The organism is Spirochaeta dissipatitropha (genome assembly GCF_054657935.1).
The window spans coordinates 63,662-89,277 of record NZ_BAAHXT010000008.1; the positions used below are offsets into that span (position 1 = coordinate 63,662).

Consider the following 25,616-nt stretch of genomic DNA (forward strand, 5'->3'; position numbering starts at 1 on the left):
TCTGGAAATCAGCGGCAGTTGGACTAATCTCTGACTGCCGTTTTATGAATTACTCGCGTAATACATCATCCTGTTTTATACTGCTCATACGATAAGTGGAGAATACGCGTGAAATCAAGGAATGAGGAGAGACAATACTTCGGACTGGTTATTAACCAGATAGAGGGCCGTTATCAGCATCAGATCATTTCCGGCCTTACCCAATGGACAAAGTCTCAGGATATAGGGCTCATGATTATTTCCGGGAGGTCGTTTAACTCACCGTATCCTGAAGAACAGGCTTACAATTCCATTTATCAGATTATCCGCGAAGCACCATTGTCCGGACTGATAGTTGCCGCCGGCTCGCTTGGGTCTTTCCAGGGAGAAGAAGAGACAGCCGCCTTTTTCCGTGAACTTACAGATAAGCCTCTGGTGACTCTGGGGATGGAACTTCCCGGTCATCCCTGTATTAAAACCGATAACAGTAACGGGATACAGGAAGCAGTGCATCATGCAATCGAAACACATGGGTATGAACGAATCGCTTTTGTATGTGGCCCCGATTCCAATGAAGAAGCTGTCGATAGGTTTACTGCCTTTACAGAATCCATGCATGCAGCTGGACGTGAGATTGATCCAGAACTTATATATCAGGGTGATTTGAGTTACCGCTGTACAGCCTCTCTGGCAGCAGATATGGTGTCTACCGGTAAACTACAGTTTGATGTTCTGCTGTGCGCTAATGACGAGATGGCAATCGGTATCTTCCAGAATCTTCAGCGACTCGGATTCTCTGCACCCCGTGATTATGCCATTATAGGTTTTGATAATCTGGACGAAGCACGTTTCCTCTCTCCTCCTTTGACAACCGTCTGTCAGTTTCTGCATCAGCAGGCTGCACAGGCTGGTGAATATCTGCAACGGATACTGAAAGGGGATACCCCTCCAGATTTGACAACGATAAAAAGCAGCTTGATTATCAGGGAATCCTGCGGCTGTGATAGTGCTCCATTATTCAAGATGAATACCGAGCAAACAAAGCCTGCGGCACTAGCCCGCTCAATTCAGGATCAGGTGCTTCAGATCATTCATCCCCCTGTCGCTCTGGCTGGTGAAATTACAGGAATTGTGTTCACTCTCCTGCAGACCCTCGACCTGGATGTCCGGATTCGACGTGAGCATCCCCTGTTTCTTCAGATTCTGCATGAATCACTGGAGCTGACATTCTCATGGACCACCTTTGGTGAGATGTGGCATAAAATACTGTCTGCGATTCAGCAGGTCGTGCTCTCTGAATTGAAGTATGATTATTCTGAGCAGGCATATCTTGGTAATCTTTTCGGATGTAGTTATGCAGTTGTAACGGCACGTGTCAGTCAGCGCGAAGCACAGCGCTATACCCGATTTGAGGCAGTTCTGACCGGGCTGAGAGATCTTAATGAGCAGTTGAATTCGGTGCTCACGCGGAACCAGATATGGGATATACTGGCTGATCGCCTGCCTGCGCTGGGCATTCGGCATGCGTTGGTATCCCGTCATGTCGACGGGGTACGCAATGAACCTGAATTTGGTATGATCTGCCCGGTTTTATACCTCAACAACACACGTGAGAACCTGGTTTCTGATCCTTATCCAGCAGTTCAGGTCTTTCCGTCTGATATCAAGCCCATGGATATAGGCCATACACTGATTATTCTGCCATTGTTAAAACATGATAAACACTTTGGAATGGTCATTCTGGAAGCAACAGAACTTGATCTCCTGGTGTATGATACAATTGCCAACGAAATCTCACAGGCTCTATTTGTATCGGATGTGTTCAGTGAACGCGAGCAGTCTACCAGGTCACTTGAACAATCCATGAAATCCCTGGTAAGTACCGAACAGCGGACCCGCTCGGTTATTGACCAACTTCCACTCGGAATTATTGAAACTACACCTCATCTGACTATTCGCAGACTCAACAGTACAGCGGAGAATATACTCGGTCGGGATAGCAGGATTTGTGGGTCATCACTCACGGAATTGTTCGATGGTGATCGTCGTGGTTTGAGCGATCAGGAGCGTGGAGAATTGAGCCATACGGGTAGTCTGGATATTCCGAATATGCGGATAACCCGCAAGGGTTCTATGTCTATGAGTCCTGTACTGCGTATTTCAGTAGCTGAGAGGGATACGGCTGGTTTGCCGACCTTGCTCGTGTGGAGTATTCTTGATACCACTCTCCCGCTTACCAAGCAGGCCCTTCCAGACGATGAATTCTACCGTACCTTTCAGCTGACCAAACGCGAACAGGAAATACTTTCTGCCCTGCTGAGCGGCCGCCGGATCAGGGACATTGCCGGGATAATGTTTATTGCTGAAAGCACAGTAAAGGGTCATGTCAGTCAAATCTATTCCAAACTACAAGTCAGTGGAAAGACTGAAATGCTATCAGTAATCCGGAATTACAAGCAGCAGGAGCTTGGCTATGACAGCTATCTGCTGTCGGTCATTAATTCTCTCCTGTCACGTAATACCGACCCATCGAAGATCAAGCCAGTCAGCTGAATGTAATACAACTTTTTGTACTGTTAAAAACACTACATATCAGAGCGATCTGATTTTTCTCCTGCTTATAGAATAAGCCTAAGGAGAATTATTATGAAGAAAATTGTTCTGATCAGATGGGCGTTTGTTTTAATTGCAGTGCTCGGTATTGCGACTCTTTCGGCTTGCAGAAACCCGGTCGTAACAACTGATGAACCAGCCAGTGCTGGGGATTCGCTGGAATCAACAGAGACAAGTACTGAAACTGAATCCGGAGATTTTTCCGGCATGACAGCTGTGGACACAGAGACAGACGGTGCCACTATCTGGAATGTCTCGGAAACTGACGGGGATAGAAGTATTACAGTGACAGATAATTACACGGGTACAGATTTCTCGGTCGCCATTGTTAACGGAAATATCGAAATCAATATTATCGATGGAGGGGACGAAGCCTGGAAAGTACAGCTCGTTGAAGAACTGGAAAAATTGACTACAGGAACTGATTATGTAATGACATTCGCGGCAAAAGCCAGTGTGGCATATGATATTAGCGCCAGCATGGAATTCGCACAGATCTGGGATGATGATCCTGCAAATAGAATCGATGAAGTTACTATTGCAGAATCCGGGTATTCACTCACAACTGACTTTGAGACATACACGCTTGAGTTTACAGCAACAGATGATCCTGACGCGGGAGCGAACAGATCAGAAGTAATCAAGCTTAACCTTGGCAACATAGAAGATGTAATTGTAACTATTAGTTCAATTACTTTAACTGAAGCAGAGTAGAGGTCATACAGTGAATAGAAAATCATGTATTTTGCTGCTTGTTCTGCTGGCAATGGCTCTGAATGGATTTTCACTGGAAGGTCCACAGGTTGACGGTGTACTATCTGCCACCTTCGGAATTAATTTTGATTATGAAGAAGTAAGGCTTGGTTTATCCGAAAAATTCCAGTTTGATATATCGTGGCCCTTGCTGCCATATACTCATATCGCTTCTTCAGGTGAGAACGAAAAGTTCAGAATGGAAACCAGCTTTACTGGATTCCTGGAGTATTCAATCGAGAATCAATCCAGCGGCTGGGAGCAGAATCCGGCAGCTAACTGGACTATTAATTTCAGTGATGTGTACAGCAGGATCTATTTTGACAGGCTCTACTTTCTGGTCGGCGCAAGTGAAACAAATTATGAAAGACTGGATGGTTATAATCTAATCAGCTCATCGGACAGAATACGGGCCAACTGGGCATATCTGACTTCCAGGGTAGCATGGAGTTATCTGTTCACCCCTGATTATAATATCAGTGAGAAGGCAGATATGGTCGGGGGTATAGATGGCAACCAGGGTTCTGAGTCTTCAGTCGGCATTGGGGGAGATCACGATACCCTGTCCTGGCTGTTTATGTTTGGAACCTTGAATGACTGGACTGTAGATGCGAGCAATAGATATGACATTGGCTACAATGTCAGTTACACAGGCATAAGTAATCTGCGTCTTAATCAGGGAGCCTTTGTAAGATATGCGGAGGACCTTCTGGACCTTGGGGCCGGGATAGGGGCTGAATATAGTTATCCGATTTCTAATGAGCTTGTTCTGAAACCAAATGCAGGGGTCGACATACATGTGAAAAATCTGAATGACCTGTCTCTTTCCGGAGCTGAAATCGCATATGGACTCACTCTTGAATGGCCGGGAGCTGATAGCTATGGTTTTCTTGCCTTGCAGGAAGATTCAAGGCGCTGGAAGCAGATCAATCTGAGATATTCAGGAGTTACTATCTCCGGGATCAATTATATTGATGGTGACAGTGCAGAGAATGACAGCTTCAATCTTAGATTCAGTGCATTGGATCCCAGAGATGGGGGGCTGGTACATGCCCTGGAATTAGCCGCTCTGCTTGAACTGGAAGATGTTCTGCAAATACCGAATGAAGGTCACAATATTGCCTTTGGCTTATATGTAGATTACACATTTGCCGGATCTTTTCGACCGAAATTACACACTGTCATGAAGACCCTGGGGCCGGAAAGAGACTTTCCTGTTTCTTTGTCTGTTGGTATAGACTATGTGGGGCTTCCGTTTGCCGAATTCGGCCTTGTATATGAAAATGATGATTTGTCTTCTTTTCAGGAGAAACCGGGTAGAATTCTGCTTTCTGCAAAGACCTTTTTCTAAGAATATACCAAGGGGAGAATTGTGAAACACAAGAATAGTGTGGCTGGAATTATGCTGATCGGAATTGTATCAGTGTTCTTTTCTTGCGATCTGGATCGTACAGCTGCTATAAGCGGTGTAACCTCCATTGAGTCGGAATATACGTTTACCTTTCATTCGCATAATGATGCCCTGTTTGAGATAGCCGACGGATGGTCCAATGGTGGGTTTTTTGATGCTACATGGAGGAAGGAACAGGTTTCCTTCGATACAGAAAATGCTGTTCTGACATTGACTCTTGATCATGATGTGCCAGGTTCCAGCCCCCAATACAAGTCCGGTGAATATAGATCAAGAAATTTCTATAGCTATGGCCTTTATGAAGTTAAAATGAAGGCAGCGAAGGGGGATGGATTAGTCTCGTCATTTTTTATCTATACCGGTCCATCTGATAATAATCCCTGGGATGAAATCGACATTGAAATCCTCGGCAAAGATACTAGGGTAATGCAGACCAATTACTTCACGAATGGAGTAGGGGGAAAGGAAGTCTATATTGATTTAGGATTCGATGCATCTGAAGATTTTAATGAATACGCATTTGAATGGTTACCGGATGAAATCAACTGGTTTGTAAACGGTGAGCTTGTACATACAGAGGATGGATCGAAAGGTAAAATTCCTGATACACCGGCAAAGATAATGGTTAATTTGTGGCCGGGAACAGGGGTCGATGCCTGGACCGGATCTTTTGATGATTCGGTTCTGCCTGTTACTGCTGAGTATGCTTATATAAAGTACACCGCATATTCGAGTGATGGTATCCGTCCCCTTCAGGATAGAACTAACGGGGAGAGATATGAGTGAGTATGTAACATCAAGGCGGGGGAGTTATTCAGCAGAGTCGCGTATCAGAGAGATTTTCGGAACATCGGTGCGAGGGTATGTGGATGCACGATGCATGGATAGCCACGGTTTTCGGGTCTGGGGAATAGCAGGGCTTCCTTTCGTCGCTCCGGTGACCGAGCAGCTCTCCAGACAAAGTAATTTCCTGGCCTTTGTAATTACTCAGCTGCAGCAGGGAAATAATCTGCTTGTGGATGTCAGCGGTGGAAAAAAGCCGGTATTCAAGATAGAGAGAGATGGAGAAATCAGGGGTATTGAATCCTCTGTTCAAGCCCTGGAAGCTGTGTCTGCTGTGCTGGCAGAACTCGAATCCTGGGCTGGAACTATTGAGAGTGACGGAAGTCACAGAATCGGACTGAAGAGTCCATTGCCGGGACCTCACTTCGGGGTAAATCTTCTTATAGGAAACAGAACTGGTTTTCCCAACGTTCAGCAGACAACTCCCAAAAGTGTAGTGGGCCGTCTTGGCAGGGGAAGCTTTCGATCTCATGCGGCTACCCAGGTACTTGCAACGCGTTGGGATCTGAGGCAGGAGGAGAACGGATTTCCTGCTAATAGGCAGTTCTACCTGACCGAAGGGAACAGACAGATTTTCTATTCAGCCGATGCCCGGACGAATGTAAATGAGGGATTTTGCCGGCACGGCCAGAACCATACTGAAATCTGCTGCCTGACTGAATGTGGTATCGATATCAAGCGAAGAATTTTTATCCTTCCTCACCAGCAGGATCTGCCACTTGCGGTAGAGGTGCAGGGGATCACTTTGAGGAATAATAGCAAAATCACCCGGAACCTCCGCTTCGTGGGTATAGGGATGTTTGGTCCCTCAAAACCTCCGGCCCTGCAGGAAGATGTTTTGTACAGCACCATTATTATGGAATCCGGAATGATCAGAAACGCTGATGGTTCCGTTATGGCGCTCAGCCCCTGGTATCATCCTGATCATGACCGCCGTGATCGACGATTCCACACCTTGTTAATTCATAGTGATTCAGGAACTGTGTTTCCTTCCGAATTCACCACCGACTACGGGGCATTTTTAGGGGATGGTTCTTTGGAAGAGCCTTCAGGGCTACTTTCACTGGATAACAGACTGACCCGGCGGGGGCCAGGCTTCTTTGCCCTTGGCAGTACTGTCACGCTTGCTCCCGGTGAAGTCCGGCATTTGACCCAGTTTACGGGTCTTGTCTCGCTTATGGGTGATGAAGGGATCAAGCCCTATGAGCTTTCTCCCCGGGATGGAGTCTCTGATTCGCGACTCCTTGAAGAGATCTCCCGATTAATCGAGACAAGGGGAACACCAGGGGCTATTCATGAGGCTTTGCAGGAGATTGAACAAACTCAGGAAAACTGGGCATCCTTTTTTTCCATTTCCGGTGGAACGGAGCCCTTCTGTACCTATGTATCCCGTAATCTGCCCTTTCAGCTGCTTTACCAGTCAATGGTTTCCCGATCTTTCGGGCAGACCCAAAAGGGCTACCGGGAGATCGGTTTCAGGGAGATTCAGGACTTGTTTGCGTCACTCCCGTTTTTCTGTGCTTCAGGCCAGGACACAGTGGTACAGCAGTTGATACTTAATTGGGCATCTCATCTGCATCCCTTTGGATATGCAGACCACAATTTCTATTGGGAGGGCAAAGAGAGCGGTGAATGGTCTGATGATGCACTCTGGCTGCATCAGGCTGTCGGAAGATACATCCGGCTGACTGGTGACGAATCGATACTGTCAATGAAGGTCAGGGAAAAGATAAGTCTGTTTCAGTTGCTTGTAAATGCCTTGCGTTATTCCACAGAGATCTCTATTGGTGTCCATGGCATCCCTCTCCTGGATCGAGCTGACTGGAATGACTGTCTGAAACTCGATCAGAATTATCATTCCGGTCCCGAGAAGGAAAAGATCCGGGAAGAGACTGGCGAGTATTCCTCCATGGGGACTGAAAGCATCATGAATGGCTTTCTCGCTGTTGTTGCGGCGAAAGAACTGGAGGACATGGCTGGAATACTCCATGATGAGCAGGGTCGGCAATGGGCCCGAAAACAGAATACAGTAATGACCGAAAATCTCAGGAAACATGGCTGCATCAATGGGGTGTATGCCAGACTACTGTTTAATAGTTACCCCGGGTTCAGCTATGCCGGTGCCGAGGGAGATGGACTGGATACGGACGGTAGTGGGGGAACCTTTTTCCTCAATAGTTTTTCCTGGTCCGTGCTTTCCGGGGTCGCAAACGAGGATGAGATCGGGCAGATGCTCACTGTTATTCGGGAAAAGCTTAAAACACCACATGGTCTGAAGCTGGTTTCTCCAATTGATCTGGGTCGGGTGGTTCCTGGCACAGCATCCGGGGAGTATTTCCCTGGAGACAGGGAAAACGGTGGAGTTTTCAAACACGCCGTTATGATGGCCGCAACGGCCTTTTTCCATGCAGCCAGGCGGGTAGAAAATTTTCAATTGGCAAGAGAGCTGGCAAAAGAGGCATGGGAGATGATTGATCTGGTTCTTCCCCCTCGCACTCTGAATAATCCCTTCGTTTTAGGTGGGAATCCCCGGTTCTGCACTCAGTATAATAATAGCGAGACCGGAGAGAATATCGGGCCTCTTCTGAGCGGGACTGCACCATGGTTTTTTCTGGCTCTGCAGGAAGGGCTGGGAATCGACCTGCAGAGGGACAGTCTGAGCCTGAATCCGCTGCTGAGAGAGGAAGACAGGGACATTTCCTTTAGTCTTAAACACAGGGGGAAAATAATCCAGGTACGTTTGTACAAACCTGAAGGCTTTTTCAGGCTTGGGGAGCATTCACTGGAACTCACGGTAAACGGTGAGCTTCACAGTGGTAATACAATACCCCTTGGGAATACCGGGAGTCCTCCTGAAATTCAGGGAGTATTCCAGAGTTGAGGTCCCAGGCTCGCAGCCAGATTTATCCTGCTGAGCCAGTTCGAGTTCTGATGCAGCAGTCCGGAAGTTCAAACAGCTGCCGGATTGCTGCAGGATTATCCAGTTCCTGCGACAGCCATGGGGAAATCACGGTCCGGTCTGCGAGGGTATCTACAATCTCGCTGATGTACCTCAGTTCATCATAGCCTTTCGCTGTCAGGACAGGATCTTCGGTACCGGAGACGGCAAAACTGCGGTTGATAATCCAGGCAAAGGGCTGGATGCCGGCCCGTTGAAGGTCCTGCTGCAGGGCAGCTGCCTCATGACTCGGTGTGGCCTCGGGCAAGGCAACGACAAGGACCTTTGTGTAGCGTGGATCACGGACGCGGGGGAGCAGCTGTTGCACTGCTTCGGGTAGTTCGTTTACCGATTTGGCTACTTCCCGGTGGTACGACTGGGTTGCATCCAGCAGAAGCAGGGTGTGGCCGGTAGGAGCCGTATCCAGGACTACAAAGCGTGTGTCTCCCCGGGCTACGGTCTGGGCAAAGGCCTGGAATACCGCAATCTCCTCAATACAGGGAGAACGCATCTCTTCTTCAAGCAATGCCATGTCATCATCTGCCAGTACTCCGCGATTTCGCTCTATGACTTCCGCTACATAACGTTCGGTTTCCACTTTGGGGTCTATGCGTTCAACTGCAAGATTTGCAGACATCACGTTTTCTGTGCCGATTACCCGGGAGACATGTGCGGCAGGATCAGTTGTGGAAAGGACTACCTCATGTCCGCGCCTGGCGAGTTCCGCTGCAATTGCTGCTGCCATGGTAGTTTTACCTACTCCGCCTTTTCCCATGGTCATGATCACACCGCTTCCATCTGCCTCTATGCCGTCTATGAGATCAGTCCAGTCCTCTGTGCGGTCGAGTACTGGATCGAGATCAGTCAGAAGCTGCAGATGATCGGTCACTGCAGCTTCGTAAGTGTTTTCTTGCGCAAGCTGGCGAAGTGAGGACAGAGTTGTCAGCCCCGCAGGCAGGAAAGGGATTTTTGTATGCGGGAGATCGATCAGGCCTGCCGGCATATCCGCCAGTGCTGCCCTGGACTTCTCCGCGAAGGCTTCAGCGACGCGGTCACCACTCCTGCATTCGAAAACCCCGTTTATGATCAGATGCTTGTTTTTCATTCCTGCGTCACCAAGCTCGATTCCGGCCCGCTCGGCTTCGAACAATGCCATCGGCTCCGGCCGTGTAACCAAAACCAGCAGGGTGAAGTCGGGATTCTTCAGGGCGTCGACAACCTGGGTAAACAACTGCTGCTGTTCCTGCAGTCCGGCAACAGGCCCCAGACATGAACTGCCGCTGGTATTGTCTGCGATAAAATCAGTCCATGCAGCAGGCAAATTCAGGAGACGCAGGGTATGGCCGGTTGGTGCGGTGTCAAGAATGATCGTATCGTATTCGCGGGTAGTCTCATCATCTCCCAGCAGTTTGGAAAACTCGTTGAAACCGGCAATCTCCACAGTACAGGCACCTGAGAGCTGTTCCTCCATTTGCTGTACGGCGGTATCCGGGAGAACGCCTCGGTATGGTCCGACCATCCGTTCCCGATATTCCGCAGCAGCCTGAATCGGATCAATGTTCAGAGCAAACAGATTAGGAGCATCCTGGACGGCTGTCGGACGTGAACCTAGCTCAGTCCCCAGCACTTCGTCCAGATTGCTGGCCGGATCAGTGCTGATCAAAAGAACTTTTTTCCCCTGCTCTATGCCCTGGTCTGCGAGAGCCAGAGCGGTTGCGCAGGCCATGGATGTCTTGCCTACTCCTCCCTTTCCGGTAAAAAAGGTGTAACGGGGAATCTTCGTCAGCAAATTCTGCATCAGCAGCAACCCTCACTGCCTGAGCAGCAGGAACTGTCTTTTGGGCTGATTACATCCGTGAGAACCATTTTGTCCTGTCCGTTCTGCAACGCAGCTGCAGCTGCTGTGTCCAATCCCAGCAGGTTGAATATTTCCTTACGCTCAGGATAGCGACCGCTGCATACCAGCTCTCCGTCAATGAGAATGTAGGGCAGGGGCGAGCCCTCGGGGTCTGTCAGTAATGCCTTGACTTTCGGGTTATCGACAAAAGCCTGAGGCTGCTGTCCGAGATTATAGCGTTCTACGCTGATGCCAGCATCCGCAGGAATTGCTTTCAGTGTGCCGGCAAATGCAGCCAGGGCAGGATCAACTTCCGGCCCGCATACTCCGGAGGAGCAGCAAAGCGCTGGATCGTAGATTTGAAGGATTATGTTTTTCATTGAAGACTCCAGTCTCGGACATGCGTTAAAGTGCATGTCTTTATGGACAATATAGCTGTTGTACCATCACTGGTCAAGCTTGACTTCAATAGAAGACTGATGTAGTTCAGTTGTTTTCAGCCTGCAGGCCGATTACGCATCGCCCCTGCTTCCGCATTTGCAGCCGAAGCAGCAGGCGATCATAATCCTGTCCAAGAAGGGGGTCCTGTTGCAGACTGTCTGCGAATCCCTTCCAGAAATCATCTGAGAATATTGGGCGGGTAGCAAGGTGGTGATATACCCATACCCCATCCTTCCGTGAAGCAACCAGGCCGGTTTTCTTGAGTATAGCCATATGACGGGAAATCTGATACTGAGGTACCTGAAGAGAGTCTACAAGTTCACAGATGCATAAGGCTTCGGAGCTTGCTGCCATCAAATTCAGCATCCGGATACGCAAGGGATCAGCCAGGCTTTTAAATAATTGTGCCTGTACAGTTCCTGGTTCCATTTCATTCGATTCCTGCAATGTTGTCTCCTGAAATAAAAGTACAGGAAGTCACAAGGCTTGTCGAGATCGCTTTGTCTCTTGAGTAGTTAGAAGATGGCACCATGAGTCTGAAATATAATGTTTCTCTGTCATTATTTACAAAAACATACATCATTATCGTAATTTGTGCTTATATTTCGGACTGTAAACTATGATAGAGAAACAACATAGCAGTAAGGCTTGGTGCCATCTTCTAACTACTCAACTCTGTCTCGGGAGCTGCAACTAAAGATGACTTGCAGTTGGGAATCAGTGGGTATATACTGAGGGTATATAGCATCCTTGCAGGAGGGTATATGAAAATTGGTTCTGTATTTGAAAATAACCGTACTCAAGCTGTACGCCTGCCGGCAGAAACCCGTTTTCCAGCCGATGTAAAAAAAATTTCCGTTCGAGTAGTCGGATCTGCCAGGATTCTGGAACCTCTGAACAATTCCTGGGATAACTTTTTCCTGCAGACTGAAGATGGAGTAACGGAAGATTTTATGGCTGACCGTGCTGACCAGTTCCAGCCTGAACGGGAATCATTCTGATGTTCAAATACATGCTTGATACCAATATCGTCATTTATGTTATAAAGCAGCGCCCGCCTGGCTTGAGAGAAATTTTTAACATGTATGCCGGACAGATGTGCATCAGTTCTATTACGTACGCGGAACTGATTCATGGAGTGGAAAAAAGTTCGCTGCCCGAACGCAACCGCAGGAATGTCGAGGATTTTGTTTCACACCTCGAGATCGTTGGCTATGATAAAACTGCAGCAGCGCATTATGGTGAAATTCGAGCAGATCTGAAGCGAAAGGGAAGAGTCATGGGTGTTAACGACCTTCATATTGCCGGACATGCTCGCAGCCAGGGTCTGGTTCTTGTTACGAATAATACCAGAGAATTCGAAAGGGTCGATGGTCTGCGGATTGCTGACTGGACGTGTGCGTTATAGCAAGTTCTGCTGTTTGGACGCTCCGGAAATAAAATGATATAGTGGCGCATGCGTGAAATTCGGGAACTCATCGGGCCGGTTTACATTCCTATTATGCTTCTGGCTGTCGGCGTTTCGGCTATTGCGCCGGTCCTTCCCTTATATCTCACCAGCCTTGGTGCCGGTGTTGGCCTTATTGGACTCGTTCTCGCTGCTCGTGGACTTGGCGAAACAATCAGCGATGTACCGAGCGGCTTGATTCTATCACAGTTCGGCCTCAACAGAATGATCATTACGGCGTTTGTTCTGAATATACTTTTCAGCATAGCAATTGCGTTGAGCCGATCAGTGTATCTGATCGGCCTGTTCAGTCTTTTAACCGGTCTGGTTGTTCCCTTGCAGATCACCGGGGTAATGTCGGTAATCCGCATAACGGTGGATTCTCAAGTCCGGGGACGCGCTTCTGCGCTGCTCGGTGGATCCCTGCGGATCGGAATGCTAGCCGGGCCTGTCAGTGGAGGATTCCTGGCTGATGCCTTTGGTGCTCCTTCGGTTTTTCTCTTTCAGGCACTCCTTCTTTCGCTTGGTCTTTTTTCCTTCATTATCAGCCGGCCCCAGCATGTCGATCTGCTGGCAAAGCGGCAGCATGTCGGCAGACAGTTCAAAAGGGTTCTGGATGGACTATCCGACCGCATTCCTGCTCTGGTACTGGTAGGACTCGCGATTCTTTCCCTTTCGCTTCTGCGGGCCGGGCGGCAGATTATACTTCCGCTCTGGGGGGCTCAGCTCTCTCTGGACGCAAGTACAATCGGTCTGGTTATGAGTGCTGGCGCCCTCTTTGATCTCCTGCTTTTTGTGCCGGCCGGTTTTGTACTTGACCGTTACGGCAGAAAGGCTGCCGGCAGTATCTGCCTGGCCTTGTTCAGTCTTGGACTTCTTATGCTTATACCTGCTTCTAACATCAGGCTGTTTCTGCTTGCCAGCTGTGTAATCGGAATTGGTAACGGAATGGGGACAGGAATCAATGTGACAACAGGAACCGATCTCGCACCAAACGGCTCGGTCAGCGAGTTCCTCGGACTCTGGAGGCTCTACGGCGATTTCGGGAAAACCCTTGGACCGGCTCTGATCGGCTTGATTGCCGGTGTTTTCAGTCTGCAGGCAGCGGTGCTTATGACCGCCGGAATCGGAGCTGCAGGATTCTCGGTTATGGCCTTTGCTGCTCCGGAAACCCGCCATATAGCCATGCGTGATTCAGAATCCAACCTCGCAGAATCAGAGTTGTGAACCCGATAGAAAGACCAAAGAAAAACCAAAGAAAAACTAAAATCCTCGGCTTTGCCACCACTTTATTGCGTACCGTCTTACCATTGCCGCAGTAGAGAGATTCAGTTTTTCCTTGATATGGTCCCTGTAGGTACTGACAGTTTTTACCGAGAGATTCAGTATTTCTGAAATCTCACTGGTGCCGTAGCCCTGTCCCATATATTCCAGGACTTCAAATTCTCTATCGCTCAGAAGTTCTTCGGGGAGTGCTTCTTCCTTTTGATTGTACATTTTTGTCAGTAATCGTTGATTTATGGCGGGAGAAACATGGATTCGCCCATTGAGAACATTCCGGATTGCCTCAAGGGTAACTGCCCATGCTTCCTGCTTCATTATGTATCCGCTTGCTCCCGCCTTGAGAACACGTTCGGCATAGATGAGTTCGTCGTGCATGGATATAACAAGGACAGGTATGGTCGGCTTCATATACTTGAATTTCCGGATGAGATTAATTCCGTTGCTGTCTCCTAAAGACATGTCGAGCAGTATGATATCAACAGTAGTTTCCCTGAGTTTTGCTAATGCAGTTTCAGCACTTCCTGCCTGGGCTACAACCGTGTAGCGGGGCTCACTTTCAAGCAGCGCAACAAGTCCTTGCAGGAATATTGGATGATCATCGATTACTAAAAATTCAATTTTTCCCTTATTCGGCATAGATACATCCTTTTATGGAGACGTTATAGCGCGGCAGACTACCGCCGTTCCACCTGATTTTGAACGGAGAAACTCCAGGCTTACCCGGGCTTTCTCTGCCCGGTATTCCATTATCTGAAGACCCATTCCCCTGTTTTTGCTTTTTATCTGAATCCCTTTGCCATCGTCCTCGATTTTGACAAAAAAACCGGGTTTAGGGTGAGCAGCAGATGGATGAATCCCTTCAAGTGATTTTTCCCTGTCTGATGCACTATTGCCGAGTTTTCCCAGGCTCACTGATATGCTGCTGCACCCTGAATGCTTGATGGCATTGGTCAAGGCTTCCTGTATAATCCGGTATATCTGTATCCGGCGATCACCGGTTTCTATTTCAAAGCCAGGTTCAACCTGAAGTGAAATGGAAATCCCGCTGCTCTTTTTCAATGATTCTATCAGACTGTCCACAGTGGCTATGAAGTCGTTTTTTGTGAATCCGATGGTCACAAGGCCTCTGGATATGTTTCGCGCCCGTTCTATGGAATCCCCAAGCATGGTAACTATTTTATCAACCGTACCTAATTCTTCTGAATCGGGAGGAAGTGTATTTGCCAGCACCTTGGTAATCATGGCAATACCTGCAAGATGCTGACATAGATCATCGTGAAGGTCCTGTCCGATGCGGTTCATGGTATGATTTGAAATATTAATGACTTCCTGTTCCAGTCGGGTTCGTAGTTCGACTTCAGCCTGAAGCTTTGTATTCATGCGCAGCAGATCCTGGGTTCTTTTACGGACAGTCTCTTCCAGGCTCCGTTCATGAAGTTGTACCTGCTTCATGAGGTGGTAGCCCTTCAGGGTGCTGGCAATCTGTTTGGATATTATATCGTAGAAACCTGGATCGTTAACCTTCACTGGCAGTATGAGAATTCCGAATTTCTCTGATTCAGATACCAGAGGCTTGATTACCCATCTCAATCTTCCCCAGGCATCTTTCATAATGTCGGGTAATTCCTGGAAATTCCCGGCAAATTGTTTCAGATATTTTACCTGGTCTGAAATATGGTACAGTTCCCATGGTCCTGAATCATCGGATTTTCCCTCATTCCAATATGTACGAAAACCAAAATAGCCTTCTGTAAAACCAAGGAAATGCAAGCCTTCTCTTAAGGTTTCAAGTATGCTGTCCTTATCAAATGCTTCGGAAATATTTGCACCGAATGATCTGGTGTGGAGATTCTGCTCAAACTCTCTTAATCGTCTGGCAGACAGTGAAAAGATCAGCTGTTTGTTGAGAAATGAGACACTTCTGGTTACGATTGAAATGATTCCTTCCAGGTTTTTGTTGTTCTGTTCGGTTTCTTCATGGATCAATGTATCCTGAATTGTGTAAAGGATTGACAACAAGGACTGGAGGGCAGATGGTGAATGCAGTGAGGTACCAAGAGTCTCGAGTATTTTATCCTGCAGCTCCTGTTCCTGCCGGCTTTTAATCAGCCGGGTTATCTCATCTATATCGGATTGTGAGTAATCATGCGCTTTTGTTAAAAGGCTGGGGTCACTGATTTTAAGGGATCCCTTCAGTGTCTTGCAGCCGCAGGATTCACCGATCCGCGGCCGGCACTGGAGTATTCTGTTTCCCGGTTTCTTGCCTGCGAACTGATCAAATAATAGTGCTACGGATGCTTCACCGAGCTCATGAAGTGGCTGCTGAATGGTGGTTAGAGGGGGATTAAAATACAGGGATTCTTCGATTCCATCGAAACCGATAAGTGATATATCCTCCGGTATCTGGAATCCCCGGCGCTCAAGTTCCTCCATCGCACCCATGGCCATGTTATCATTCAGGCAAAACAGGGCATCGAACTGGACCCCGGATTCCAGGAGGGAAATCACCCCTTGTCTTCCGGACTCCAGCTGAAAATCGCCATGGCGCTGCGGTATAGAATCGGTTGATAAACCTTCCTGTTCCAGTGTCCGGAAAAATCGCCTGGAACGTTTACTGGATTCAGGATGATTTTCAGGGCCTGTAATCAGGGCAAAGGCCCTGCGGTTATGAGATTGAATCACATGGCGTATTACTGTATCGATGCCGTCATCGCCTTCCACAATGACACTGCTCATGCCGGGAACTTCCAGGCCGATTGAAACCCTGGGCAGTCCCTCCCAGGGCGCCAGCAGCTGGGCTAACTGATCTATTCCGACATAGGTTGAAATCGCTGAGCTGATAACAATCAAGCCATCGATCTGATCCTTCCCCGCCAGTGAATACACAATGTTTGCACTGTGTTCGCTTGGGAGGGGAGAATTTATGCGGGACCCTAGGAAGCAGACTAGTCCCGCATTGAGCTCGATGCTTTTGGCAACGATTCCTCGCCAGATTTCTGCCTGGTAGGAATCACTTAATTCAGCAGTAATGACACCTATTTTCTTCATAAATGCATTACTTTGGTACTTTTTCATGAGATTCTTCCTGTGAAGATCCCATGGTACTACGAAGATTGCGTATAGTAAACGAAGATTGCATTTTCCAGTTTTTCGGGAGTCGTCTGCTTGATCCTGTCACGGTAACGACTGACTGGAACACGTGGTTTTCTGCATCACTTCCGAGAATAATCTCGAATTCTCCTGGCTCCACTATCCGCTCAAATGGTCTGTCGGTAAAATTCAGCATATCTACAGGCAATTCAAACGCAACGTCAGCCTCTTCACCGGCTTTGAGAAACAGCTTTTTAAATCCCTTTAGCTCGAGTACAGGGCGTACCCGGCTTGCAAAACGGTCCCGGACATAGAGCTGGAGAACAACATCTCCGTCCATATTGCCGATATTTCTGACGCTGACTGATCCATGTATGCTGGTATTGATATCCACTTCATCCTGTTCTATAACCCAGTCCGAGTAGGAGAAATCTGTATAGCTCAATCCAAAACCAAATGGGTACTCAGATCCGAAATCGGGCTGAATAGGTGTGCCTGCAGATTTCAGCTTGTGGTTGTAGAAATAGGGCATTACTCCTGCTTTTGCGACAACAGATACGGGCAGTCTACCAGAAGGATTTCTGCGTCCGAGCAGGATATCTGTAATTGCCTTCGGTCCGGACATACCGGGCAGCCAGGCTTGAAGTATGGCCGCACAACGTTTGCCTGATTCTCCCAGACTGTACGGACGTCCGCTGACCAGAACGACTATTACTTTCTTGCCGGTGTCGAGTAAGGCGTTCAATAGATCCTGCTGCACCCCGGGGAGAGTGAGAGAAGTTGTGTCGGATCCTTCACCCACTGTTCCGGTAAGGAAAAGCCCAGCCAGATCACCGAGAACAACAATGATAGTATCAGCTTCATCAGCGGCAGAGAGTGCTCCACCGAATCCTGATTTATCATAGCTGATATAATTCTTCTGGCTCTTTCCATCCAGGCTGACATCTCCCGGAAACACTGCTGATTCTTTCGGTCGTTCAGTAAGAATGTCGCACCCTCGTGCATAGTGCACCTGGCCTGAATATTCCTCTGACAGTACAGCCTTTATGCTTGTCAGATCATTGTCGTCATCCGCAAGACCGCTGAGAATCAGATGAACGGGAAAGGAGTACCCGCTGAACATACAGAGTTTATCATCTGCCAGGGGGCCGATCAGGGCTATATCTCTGGAATCCTTCAGGGGCAGTGTGCCGTCATTTTTCAGAAGTACTGCTGACTGAACAGCGGCGTCATATGCCAGTTCTGTAGTGGCTGCAGAGCGAAGTTCAATTGAATCGAGGCTGGTGTAGGGTTTTTTGAACAGGCCGAGCTGAAGTTTTGTTTTCAGGATGCGTTTTACACTCTGGTCTACCAGAGAAATATGCAGGCTTCCCTTTGCAATCGCATTTTTTGCTGCTTCTCCATAACACTCGCTGCCAGGGAACTCCGCATCAACCCCTGCAAGTAATGCCAGATGTGCTGCTTCACCCCGGTTTTCTGCGAGACGATGTTCCCTGTGCAGCTGCTCTATGCCGGAGTAGTCTGAAACAATCAATCCTTCAAATCCCCAGTCTTCCCGCAGCAGATCATTGAGGTATTTTTTTGACGCATGGAGGGGTACTCCATCGAGATCATGGTAGGCCGGCATTACTGCTGCAGCATTTGCAAGTTTCACGGCCATCTCGAAGGGAAGCAGCATTACATCATTCAGTTCACATTCTCCGATTCTTACCGGGGCATGATTTCTTCCACCCTCAGGCATTGAGTGACCAGCGTAATGTTTCAGGGTTGCCATCAGATCACCGGCTGGTCCCTGAAATCCCTGCACCCATGCAACCGCCAGTGAACCAGTCAGGTACGGATCTTCTCCCATGCTTTCTTCCAGTCTTCCCCATCTGGCGTCCCTTGCAACATCGAGTACAGGGGAAAGCCCCAGGCGACTGCCAACACTGTGTAATTCTCCAGCAATAGCCCCTGCGATTTTCTTGACCAGGTCTTCGTCCCATAATGATCCGTTGTTTATGCCTGAGGGAAAGAGTGTCGCTCCCCGGGCCATCAAGCCTGCCAGGCATTCTTCATGAGCAAGGGCAGGTATACCCATTCTGGTATGTTTTACCAGGTGTTCCTGAATCCGGTTTAAGGCTTCCACGCCAGCGCGGGGAGATATGGGTTGGCTGCCCAGGGGGCGTACTATATGTCCCAGTCCATGGCGCAGATCTGATTCAAGATTGGCGTTCCGATATTCGCTTATAAATCCGTTAAGACTTCGGACCTTAATTGTTCCATCTTCAGAGAACAAGCACCACATTGAGTATAATTGTGCGAGCTTTTCATCGATTGTAAGCTGATCAAGCAGTTGTCCTGCCTGTGATTCTATTGAAGGCATAAGTCTTATTCCTTTCTCCTGGTGTTAATTTGTAAAAAATACAGTCCGGGACAATTGATATTGTGCTTATTGTATGCCTGATACATAAGATTGGAAGCGGACGAACTTCCCTTTAGTCCATAGGTGCTTTAACTGATAAAGAAACAGGCCAATGCGCGGCTGTTCCTGATAGTTGTCCCAGGTGATGCTTGTTCAGGTTATTTTTAAAGGAGTATGTAGCATGGACCACAGGAGTGATCAAAGTAAATTTACCATTAATCCCTATTTACCTTCATGGGAGTACGTTCCGGATGCAGAGCCTCATTGTTTTGACGGCAGGGTGTATGTATATGGTTCCCATGACCGGTTCAATGGCCATGCGTATTGTTTGAATGATTATGTATGCTGGTCGGCACCGCAGAATGATCTGACAGATTGGCGCTATGAGGGGGTGATCTATAAAAAAACCGATGATCCCTATAATCCGGATGGCCGGATGTGTCTTTATGCACCGGATGTTACCCGGGGACCTGACGGTAGATACTATCTTTTCTATGTGCTGGATAAGGTGCCTGTGGTCTCTGTTGCTGTATGCGATAAACCAGCCGGCAAGTACACATTTTACGGCTATGTTCATTACAAGGACGGTACTCTTCTGGGAGAAGCCCCTGGCGACGAGCCTCAGTTTGATCCTGCTGTACTCACCGAGGGTTCCTTGACCTACCTGTATACCGGATTCTGTCCATCGGATGATCCATCCAGATCCGGGCCCATGGTTACCGTTCTGGGACCGGATATGCTTGAAATTATTGAATCACCGAGGTTCATCGCCCCGAGTAAACCATTCAGCAAAGGCTCCGGCTATGAGGGTCATGAATTTTTTGAGGCTCCTTCCATCCGGAAATATAAGGGATTGTATTATTTCGTGTATTCATCGGTGGTATTTCACGAGCTTTGCTATGCAGTAAGCAGCAGCCCGACCGAGGGTTTCCAGTATAAAGGAGTTCTGGTCAGTAACTGCGACCTTCACATTGACAGTTATAAGCCCTCCGCTATGCCAATGTATTATGGGGGTAATAATCACGGGGGACTTCTTGAACTGGATAACAGCTACTACATTTTTTACCATCGTCACACAAATGGAACCAACTTCAGCCGCCAGGCCTGTGCTGAACCGATCCAGTTATTGGAAAACGGTGAATTTCTTCAGGCAGAAATGACCTCCTGTGGTTTGAATATCTCTGCATTTCCGGGGAAAGGGGAGTATCCGGCACACATGGCCTGTAATCTTTTCTGTGGAATCGAGTCTGTATACACAGGATCGAATGCATATATGGATAATAGATTCCCGAAAATTACCCAGGATGAGTGTGATGGAAACTCAGGGAAGGCTTATATCGCCAACATGATGGATGGTGCTTCTGCGGGTTTTAAATATTTTAATTTCATCAATCTGCAGAAGATCAGCATACGGGTACGGGGTTACTGCAAGGGCTGTTTTGAGGTCAGAACATCGTGGGATGGGCCCTTGTGCGGAACGATTGAAATCACTGATTTTACGAATGTCTGGACAGAGTATACCGGAGAAATTCATGTGCCGGATGGAATTCATGGACTGTATTTCAGGTATAGCGGTCAGGGAATTGCCAGTCTTCTGTCATTTACACTTATGTAAAAAAGATAGTAGGGCTTGGCAATCAGGAGCCTGGTATAGGTAGAAGTACCGACTAGATTATCAGTTCTTCTGCCACTTATGGGAAACCGGATACGGCCCTAAAATCTGATTAACCCATGAGGATATTTCAGATGCATTTCTTGAAAGATCCTGAGGGAATATTTTTCACTATGGAGGTGCTCTAATGAAGCGCAAGATGTTGCTTACTGCTCTTGTACTGGTCCTTTCGGCTACAGTGCTATTTGCTGGTGGACAGAGAGAGACTCAAGCTGCTGGGGGAAGCGGCGAGCCGTATGAATTTTCTCCTGACAGACCTGTTACGATCAATGCATGGATTGTTACCGGTCAGATGGCTCCCGATCCGGGAAACAAGATCTCAAGACTGTTGCGTGAGCGTCTTGGTGTCACAATCAACTATGACATCACGGCCCCTGATCAGCAGTTAGACCGAATCGGAATTATGCTTTCTTCTGGTTCTATTCCGGAACTTGTTGGTGCTACCGATCAGAACGCACGACTGACACAAGGTGGAGCTCTGCTGCGTCTTGATCCTTATCTGGACAGTGGTAAATGGCCTATGCTCCTTGAGCACATTGAGCCATACAGAGAAAGACTTTCCTACAGGGGTCCTGAAGTAGAAGACGGTCTGTATCAGTTCCCTAACTACAACCGTTTTTATGGCAATCCGCCTATTATGTCACCGACTCATTGGGGCACAGCTTTCTGGATTCAGAAGGATGTACTTGCATATCACGGATATCCGGATCTTGAGAATATGACACTTGAGCGATATTTTGACCTCATAGAGTCATATATGGATGCGCACCCCACAATTGACGGTATGCCTACAATCGGATTCAGCTTTCCTATGCAGGGCCGTGTCTGGGGTCTCACCAACCCACCGCTGTTCCTTGCAGGATATCCTAACGATGGTGGAGTCATGGTTGATGACGGTCAGGCAAGAATCTATGCTGACAGTGAGTATGCTTATAAGTATTTCAAATTCCTGAATATGGCAAATGACCGTGGGCTTCTTGATCCTGAATCATTCACCCAGACACTTGACCAGTATCTTGCAAAAGTTGCATCTGGCCGTGTGCTTGGTGTACACGATCAGCGCTGGGGATTTGGTACTGCTCACGATGCACTTGTAGCATCCGGCCAGCATGAGCGTACCTTTGCTGCAACAATGCCGACATACGAAGGTCGTGACCCATGGTATGCCGACCGTGATGTACTGAATATCCATCAGGGTTTTGGTATTGCAGCAAATGCAAGGAACCCTGAATTACTGCTATCATTTCTTGAAACAATGCTTTCACCTGAGTGGCAGACAATTCTTTCCTGGGGTATCGAAGGTGAAGATTACCTGGTGGATGAAAATGGACTGTTCTACAGAACTGAGGCTCAACGCGCTAATGCAGAGAGTCTGACATGGAGACAGGCTAATCGTCTTGAAGCTCTTATAGACATTCTGCCTAAACGGCTTGGGGAACTTCCTGGTGGTAACGCATTTTCTCCTGGTGATCAGCCTAGCGAGTTCTTTGACGGGCTGAATGATTATGACCGAAACTTCCTTGAAGCTTATGGCAAGCAGACCTGGAGACAGTTCCTTAATGACCCACCGCAGAACCCTGCTCATTATCCAGCATGGCAGATTTCACTGGCTGACGGCAGTGCTGCACAGCTTGCAGGACAGCAGATGGAAGATGCTGCGCAGAGATATCTGCCGCGAGCAATTCTGACCAGTCCAGGCAACTTTGATACAGTATGGGCAGAGTATATTGCTGCTTTAGATCGCGTTGATGTTGCAGCTTTTGAAGCAGCGATTACCGCAGGCGTTCAGGAGCGGATCAAAGCTGCAGGTGGAATGTAATTTAAAGGATAGATAGAACAAAATCCTTGGGTCGGAGTGTGAAACGCACTCCGACCCGGTTATTTGTTTTTCTACAAAGGTGGTTTTATGGTAATGGTCAAAATTGGGAATCAGTATGAATAAAATGAAATCATTTCTTGAGGAAATCAGAAATCAGTGGCAACTGTACTTGATGAGTGTTCCCATGCTTCTGTATATGATGCTCTTCGCCTATGTGCCGCTTTTAGGCTGGGTAATGGCCTTTCAAAGGTTCCGGCCTCGCTTCGGATTGTCACCTGTGCAGCAGGTAGTAAACAGCGCATGGGTGGGACTTGAGAACTTCAGAACCATTCTTGATAGTAATACAGTTCTGGGACAACGATTCCTGCAGGCTGTTGCAAATACTCTAGGGCAGAGTTTGCTGATCCTGGTGATCGGTTTCTTCTCTACTATTATTCTGTCCTTATTGCTGAACGAGGTCAGGCAAACCGGTATCAAACGCTTTGTTCAGAATGTTTTATATCTTCCTCACTTTTTAAGCTGGGTGATTGTAGCAATGCTGACATCAACAGCACTTGCTCTACCAAATTCCGGCGGGTTTATAAATGAAGTGCTATTGGCATTTAACTTTATCGAGCGCCCGATACATTTCCTGGCTGATCCAGGATACTTCTGGGGTATTGTTGCCGGGTCGCATCTCTGGAAAAATCTTGGCTGGAATACGATTATCTACATGGCAGCCATGACATCAATTGACCCCAATCTATATGAAGCAGCGTCTATTGATGGTGCCAATCGGTATCAAAAAATGTGGCATATCACACTGGCGTCTATTCGCCCGACAATAATCTTGTTGCTTATTATCAACATAGGAATGCTGCTTACCAGCGGGTTTGAAATACAATGGCTGCTTGGGCAGGGAATCAATATTGTGCGTTCTGAAAACATTGACGTCTTTGTGCTGCGTTTTGGTATTCAAATGGGCAATTTCAGCCTGGCTACAGCTGCAGGCATATTGCGTACAGTGATAAGCGTATTGCTTTTAACCGGAGCTAACATGATTGCCCGAATGATGAAGCAGGAAACGCTTTTCTAATGGAGTATAAAGATGATATTTAGAAGCAAACGAATCAAAGTAAGCTCCGAAGCAGTTATTTTCCATACAGTTAACTACACCATCCTGGGTTTATTATGTATTGTAATGGTTTATCCCATGTTGAATACATTGGCCGTTTCTTTTAATGATGGTCTGGATGCAGTACGGGGCGGTATCAGGATATGGCCTCGAACTTTTACACTGGAAAACTATCGGACGGTTTTACGAATGCACACTATTCTGGATGCATTCATGATGTCTGTGTACCGCACAGTCGTACAGGTTATTACAAATGTATTGTTTACCTCCATGCTGGCATTTGCCTTGAGTCGAAAGGAATTCAGGTTCAGGCGATCATTCTCCATGGTATTCGTATTGACCATGTATTTTCATGCGGGGCTTATTCCTCATTTTATCCTTATTCAGAGCCTGGGTATGGTTGGCACATTTTCAGTGTATTGGGTGCCCACAATTATTTCGGCATTTAATCTGATTATTATGCGTACCTACATGGGTACCATTTCTGAGTCCCTTGTAGAGTCTGCACGAATGGATGGTGCAAGTGATTTCCGGGTGTACTGGCAGATTATAATGCCGCTGTCCAAGCCTGTACTGGCTACGGTTGCCTTGTTTGTAGCCGTTGGTGCCTGGAATACCTGGTTCGATGCCTTTATCTACAATTCAGGCGTTCAGCGTCTTTCAGTGCTGCAGTTTGAACTGCAGCGTGTGCTTGCTTCTGCCATGATGCAGGGGCAGCAGGCAGGTCAGGCAGCGTCTCAGGCTGCACAGGCTGGTCTGGGGCTGTCAATGGTAACACCTCAATCTATCCGTGCTACTATTACCATAGTTGCTGCGCTTCCTATATTGATAGTGTATCCCTTCCTTCAGCGTTATTTCGTTCAGGGGATTCAGCTTGGTGGTATTAAAGGCTAGAATACTATTACTCTGGCCGGGTAGCTGTGCGTATCAAGAGGAAACTGTGAAGCAATTCTGCAGTTTCCTCTTTTTTTTGATTCCAGAGGACTAAGTCCATAGAATCAGAAAGAAAGCTGGAGAATCAAATCATGATCATAGTTACCAAAGCCCTTGCCGAAGATATTGATCCCTCCAACATTCTCTGCATCTTTCTTGATCCCGATGGTGACCTTGATCGAATGGTGGGTACTCAGCTTTAGATCAGCTATCGTAAGATCAGAGACTTTATGTCCATCGATAAAACAACCAGTTTCATCGACTCGCCAGGTTTTCAAAAGTCCGTATTGAGATCCTTCAAGCTTCCACCAGGCAGGCGTGAATTTTCCTCGTTTATCCCCGAAATCGCCAGGACTCGTCCATGTGCCAATGTCGTGTTCATTTATCCAGACCGTAATATCAGATAACCAGTGAGGGTTTGTTCCAGGTATTTCCGAAGACATCTCGGCAATGAGCTCAAGGCGCTTCACAGGCTTTTTTTTGGATATTGAGTTGTTCGGAAATTGATACTTTATATAGCCCTGCTCGAACCAGAGCAATCCTGCCTTCACCCTTTCTGGTTCAAGAAATGATTCTGGTGTATCCAGAAACCCGACAATTTTATCCTGGGTACACATGCCGCAGGGAGCAGATATATCACATTCTATAAATAATCCTACAGGCATTTCTACCTTAATGCCCTGTTCATCTGTAGATTGGTCCTGAGGAAAATGGATTACATACTCATCATACTCGGAATAGCAGATTTTCTGGTTACCCTTTGCTGCAGGCCGGATTTTCGTGCTTACAAGTTTTACTTTCTCCAGAATCAGAATATTGGTTGCCACTGTTGACTGTGGTAACTCAAGCAGAGCTGCGATTTCGTTTACATTTTTAGGACCTTGGCGGAGTTCGTTGAGAATTCTCACTCTGATTTCTGAACTGAGCCCTTTTATTATTTCCAGATCTTCCAGGAGATCGATCATCAGGATTCTACTTTTCAAGCTGCTGTCCTTACAAAAATACTATTCAAACGTATTGTATCATAACTTATGATAA

The 25,616-nt window shown here is 47.5% G+C and carries 19 protein-coding genes; 12 read left to right on the top strand and 7 right to left on the bottom strand.

The window, feature by feature from the left end:
- Positions 1 to 108: 108 nt before the first annotated feature.
- The 5 genes from ACYQ2L_RS10955 (at position 109) to ACYQ2L_RS10975 (ending at position 8,480) form a co-directional block, all read left to right on the top strand.
- Positions 109 to 2,532 (top strand): substrate-binding domain-containing protein, encoded by a 2,424-nt coding sequence (locus ACYQ2L_RS10955; RefSeq protein WP_460055365.1) that lies wholly within the window; start codon positions 109 to 111, stop codon positions 2,530 to 2,532.
- Positions 2,533 to 2,625: 93 nt separating this feature from the next.
- Positions 2,626 to 3,306, top strand: coding sequence for a carbohydrate binding domain-containing protein (locus tag ACYQ2L_RS10960; protein ID WP_460055367.1), 681 nt, complete (start codon positions 2,626 to 2,628; stop codon positions 3,304 to 3,306).
- A gap of 10 nt (positions 3,307 to 3,316) precedes the next feature.
- Entirely contained in the window at positions 3,317 to 4,696 is a 1,380-nt protein-coding gene (locus tag ACYQ2L_RS10965) for a hypothetical protein (RefSeq protein ID WP_460055370.1), read from the top strand.
- Positions 4,697 to 4,717: 21 nt separating this feature from the next.
- Complete coding sequence (bglS, locus tag ACYQ2L_RS10970; protein ID WP_460055373.1) at positions 4,718 to 5,542, top strand: beta-glucanase; 825 nt, start codon at positions 4,718 to 4,720, stop codon at positions 5,540 to 5,542.
- Positions 5,535 to 8,480 (top strand): GH36-type glycosyl hydrolase domain-containing protein, encoded by a 2,946-nt coding sequence (locus ACYQ2L_RS10975; RefSeq protein WP_460055375.1) that lies wholly within the window; start codon positions 5,535 to 5,537, stop codon positions 8,478 to 8,480. The genes bglS and ACYQ2L_RS10975 overlap by 8 nt, the downstream gene beginning before the upstream one ends.
- Before the next feature lie 22 nt (positions 8,481 to 8,502).
- On the opposite strand, the gene arsA is transcribed toward ACYQ2L_RS10975, so the two are convergent.
- The 3 genes from arsA to ACYQ2L_RS10990 form a co-directional block, all read right to left on the bottom strand.
- A complete protein-coding gene (gene arsA / locus ACYQ2L_RS10980; protein ID WP_460055378.1) occupies positions 8,503 to 10,335 on the bottom strand; it encodes an arsenical pump-driving ATPase in 1,833 nt (610 codons plus the stop codon).
- Positions 10,335 to 10,754, bottom strand: a complete 420-nt coding sequence (gene arsD, locus ACYQ2L_RS10985; protein ID WP_460055380.1) for an arsenite efflux transporter metallochaperone ArsD — start codon at positions 10,752 to 10,754, stop codon at positions 10,335 to 10,337. Before arsD ends, arsA begins: the two co-directional genes overlap by 1 nt.
- A gap of 106 nt (positions 10,755 to 10,860) precedes the next feature.
- A complete protein-coding gene (locus ACYQ2L_RS10990) occupies positions 10,861 to 11,262 on the bottom strand; it encodes an ArsR/SmtB family transcription factor (RefSeq protein ID WP_460055383.1) in 402 nt (133 codons plus the stop codon).
- Positions 11,263 to 11,579: 317 nt separating this feature from the next.
- Between ACYQ2L_RS10990 and vapB the strand changes: the two genes are divergently transcribed.
- Genes vapB through ACYQ2L_RS11005 form a run of 3 tightly spaced genes read left to right on the top strand, consistent with a single transcriptional unit; the run spans position 11,580 to position 13,489 of the window.
- The gene (vapB, locus tag ACYQ2L_RS10995) at positions 11,580 to 11,816 is read left to right on the top strand and encodes a type II toxin-antitoxin system VapB family antitoxin (RefSeq protein ID WP_460055387.1); all 237 of its coding nucleotides are present in this window, start codon (positions 11,580 to 11,582) and stop codon (positions 11,814 to 11,816) included.
- The gene (gene vapC / locus ACYQ2L_RS11000; protein WP_460055390.1) at positions 11,816 to 12,223 is read left to right on the top strand and encodes a type II toxin-antitoxin system tRNA(fMet)-specific endonuclease VapC; all 408 of its coding nucleotides are present in this window, start codon (positions 11,816 to 11,818) and stop codon (positions 12,221 to 12,223) included. Before vapB ends, vapC begins: the two co-directional genes overlap by 1 nt.
- Before the next feature lie 48 nt (positions 12,224 to 12,271).
- Positions 12,272 to 13,489 (top strand): MFS transporter, encoded by a 1,218-nt coding sequence (locus ACYQ2L_RS11005; RefSeq protein WP_460055392.1) that lies wholly within the window; start codon positions 12,272 to 12,274, stop codon positions 13,487 to 13,489.
- 36 nt (positions 13,490 to 13,525) lie between these two features.
- Here the strand turns inward: ACYQ2L_RS11005 and ACYQ2L_RS11010 are convergent, their stop codons facing one another.
- The 3 genes from ACYQ2L_RS11010 to ACYQ2L_RS11020 are packed head-to-tail and all read right to left on the bottom strand — an operon-like array spanning position 13,526 to position 19,001.
- Positions 13,526 to 14,182 carry a response regulator transcription factor gene (locus ACYQ2L_RS11010; RefSeq protein WP_460055394.1) on the bottom strand — a complete coding sequence of 219 codons (657 nt, stop codon included), beginning with the start codon at positions 14,180 to 14,182 and terminating at the stop codon, positions 13,526 to 13,528.
- A gap of 12 nt (positions 14,183 to 14,194) precedes the next feature.
- Positions 14,195 to 16,621: a substrate-binding domain-containing protein gene (locus ACYQ2L_RS11015; RefSeq protein ID WP_460055397.1), complete on the bottom strand. Its 2,427-nt coding sequence runs from the start codon at positions 16,619 to 16,621 to the stop codon at positions 14,195 to 14,197.
- Positions 16,602 to 19,001 carry a glycoside hydrolase family 3 N-terminal domain-containing protein gene (locus ACYQ2L_RS11020; RefSeq protein WP_460055399.1) on the bottom strand — a complete coding sequence of 800 codons (2,400 nt, stop codon included), beginning with the start codon at positions 18,999 to 19,001 and terminating at the stop codon, positions 16,602 to 16,604. The genes ACYQ2L_RS11015 and ACYQ2L_RS11020 overlap by 20 nt, the downstream gene beginning before the upstream one ends.
- A 220-nt stretch (positions 19,002 to 19,221) precedes the next feature.
- On the opposite strand from ACYQ2L_RS11020, the gene ACYQ2L_RS11025 reads away from it, so the two are divergent.
- From ACYQ2L_RS11025 to ACYQ2L_RS11040, 4 genes are all read left to right on the top strand, one after another.
- Positions 19,222 to 20,655: a family 43 glycosylhydrolase gene (locus tag ACYQ2L_RS11025; RefSeq protein ID WP_460055401.1), complete on the top strand. Its 1,434-nt coding sequence runs from the start codon at positions 19,222 to 19,224 to the stop codon at positions 20,653 to 20,655.
- Between the two features lie 184 nt (positions 20,656 to 20,839).
- Positions 20,840 to 22,531 (top strand): type 2 periplasmic-binding domain-containing protein, encoded by a 1,692-nt coding sequence (locus ACYQ2L_RS11030; protein WP_460055404.1) that lies wholly within the window; start codon positions 20,840 to 20,842, stop codon positions 22,529 to 22,531.
- Positions 22,532 to 22,646: 115 nt separating this feature from the next.
- Positions 22,647 to 23,606, top strand: a complete 960-nt coding sequence (locus tag ACYQ2L_RS11035) for an ABC transporter permease (RefSeq protein ID WP_460055406.1) — start codon at positions 22,647 to 22,649, stop codon at positions 23,604 to 23,606.
- Between the two features lie 12 nt (positions 23,607 to 23,618).
- Positions 23,619 to 24,539 carry a carbohydrate ABC transporter permease gene (locus tag ACYQ2L_RS11040; RefSeq protein ID WP_460055408.1) on the top strand — a complete coding sequence of 307 codons (921 nt, stop codon included), beginning with the start codon at positions 23,619 to 23,621 and terminating at the stop codon, positions 24,537 to 24,539.
- Between the two features lie 104 nt (positions 24,540 to 24,643).
- Here ACYQ2L_RS11040 and ACYQ2L_RS11045 read toward each other — a convergent pair whose 3' ends face one another.
- On the bottom strand, positions 24,644 to 25,561 hold the full coding sequence (locus ACYQ2L_RS11045) for an ArsR/SmtB family transcription factor (RefSeq protein ID WP_460055411.1): 918 nt from the start codon (positions 25,559 to 25,561) through the stop codon (positions 24,644 to 24,646).
- Positions 25,562 to 25,616 lie beyond the last annotated feature (55 nt).

Excerpts from the sequence above, each read along its gene's own strand:
- ACYQ2L_RS11040 (WP_460055408.1), top strand. The coding sequence starts at position 23,619 with ATGATATTTAGAAGCAAACGAATCAAAGTAAGCTCCGAAGCAGTTATT.
- ACYQ2L_RS10975 (WP_460055375.1), top strand. The coding sequence starts at position 5,535 with ATGAGTGAGTATGTAACATCAAGGCGGGGGAGTTATTCAGCAGAGTCG.
- ACYQ2L_RS11005 (WP_460055392.1), top strand. The coding sequence starts at position 12,272 with ATGCGTGAAATTCGGGAACTCATCGGGCCGGTTTACATTCCTATTATG.
- ACYQ2L_RS11035 (WP_460055406.1), top strand. The coding sequence starts at position 22,647 with ATGAATAAAATGAAATCATTTCTTGAGGAAATCAGAAATCAGTGGCAA.
- ACYQ2L_RS11020 (WP_460055399.1), bottom strand. The coding sequence starts at position 19,001 with ATGCCTTCAATAGAATCACAGGCAGGACAACTGCTTGATCAGCTTACA.
- vapB (WP_460055387.1), top strand. The coding sequence starts at position 11,580 with ATGAAAATTGGTTCTGTATTTGAAAATAACCGTACTCAAGCTGTACGC.
- vapC (WP_460055390.1), top strand. The coding sequence starts at position 11,816 with ATGTTCAAATACATGCTTGATACCAATATCGTCATTTATGTTATAAAG.
- ACYQ2L_RS11015 (WP_460055397.1), bottom strand. The coding sequence starts at position 16,621 with ATGAAAAAGTACCAAAGTAATGCATTTATGAAGAAAATAGGTGTCATT.
- ACYQ2L_RS11030 (WP_460055404.1), top strand. The coding sequence starts at position 20,840 with ATGAAGCGCAAGATGTTGCTTACTGCTCTTGTACTGGTCCTTTCGGCT.
- ACYQ2L_RS10960 (WP_460055367.1), top strand. The coding sequence starts at position 2,626 with ATGAAGAAAATTGTTCTGATCAGATGGGCGTTTGTTTTAATTGCAGTG.
- arsA (WP_460055378.1), bottom strand. The coding sequence starts at position 10,335 with ATGCAGAATTTGCTGACGAAGATTCCCCGTTACACCTTTTTTACCGGA.
- ACYQ2L_RS11025 (WP_460055401.1), top strand. The coding sequence starts at position 19,222 with ATGGACCACAGGAGTGATCAAAGTAAATTTACCATTAATCCCTATTTA.
- ACYQ2L_RS11010 (WP_460055394.1), bottom strand. The coding sequence starts at position 14,182 with ATGCCGAATAAGGGAAAAATTGAATTTTTAGTAATCGATGATCATCCA.
- arsD (WP_460055380.1), bottom strand. The coding sequence starts at position 10,754 with ATGAAAAACATAATCCTTCAAATCTACGATCCAGCGCTTTGCTGCTCC.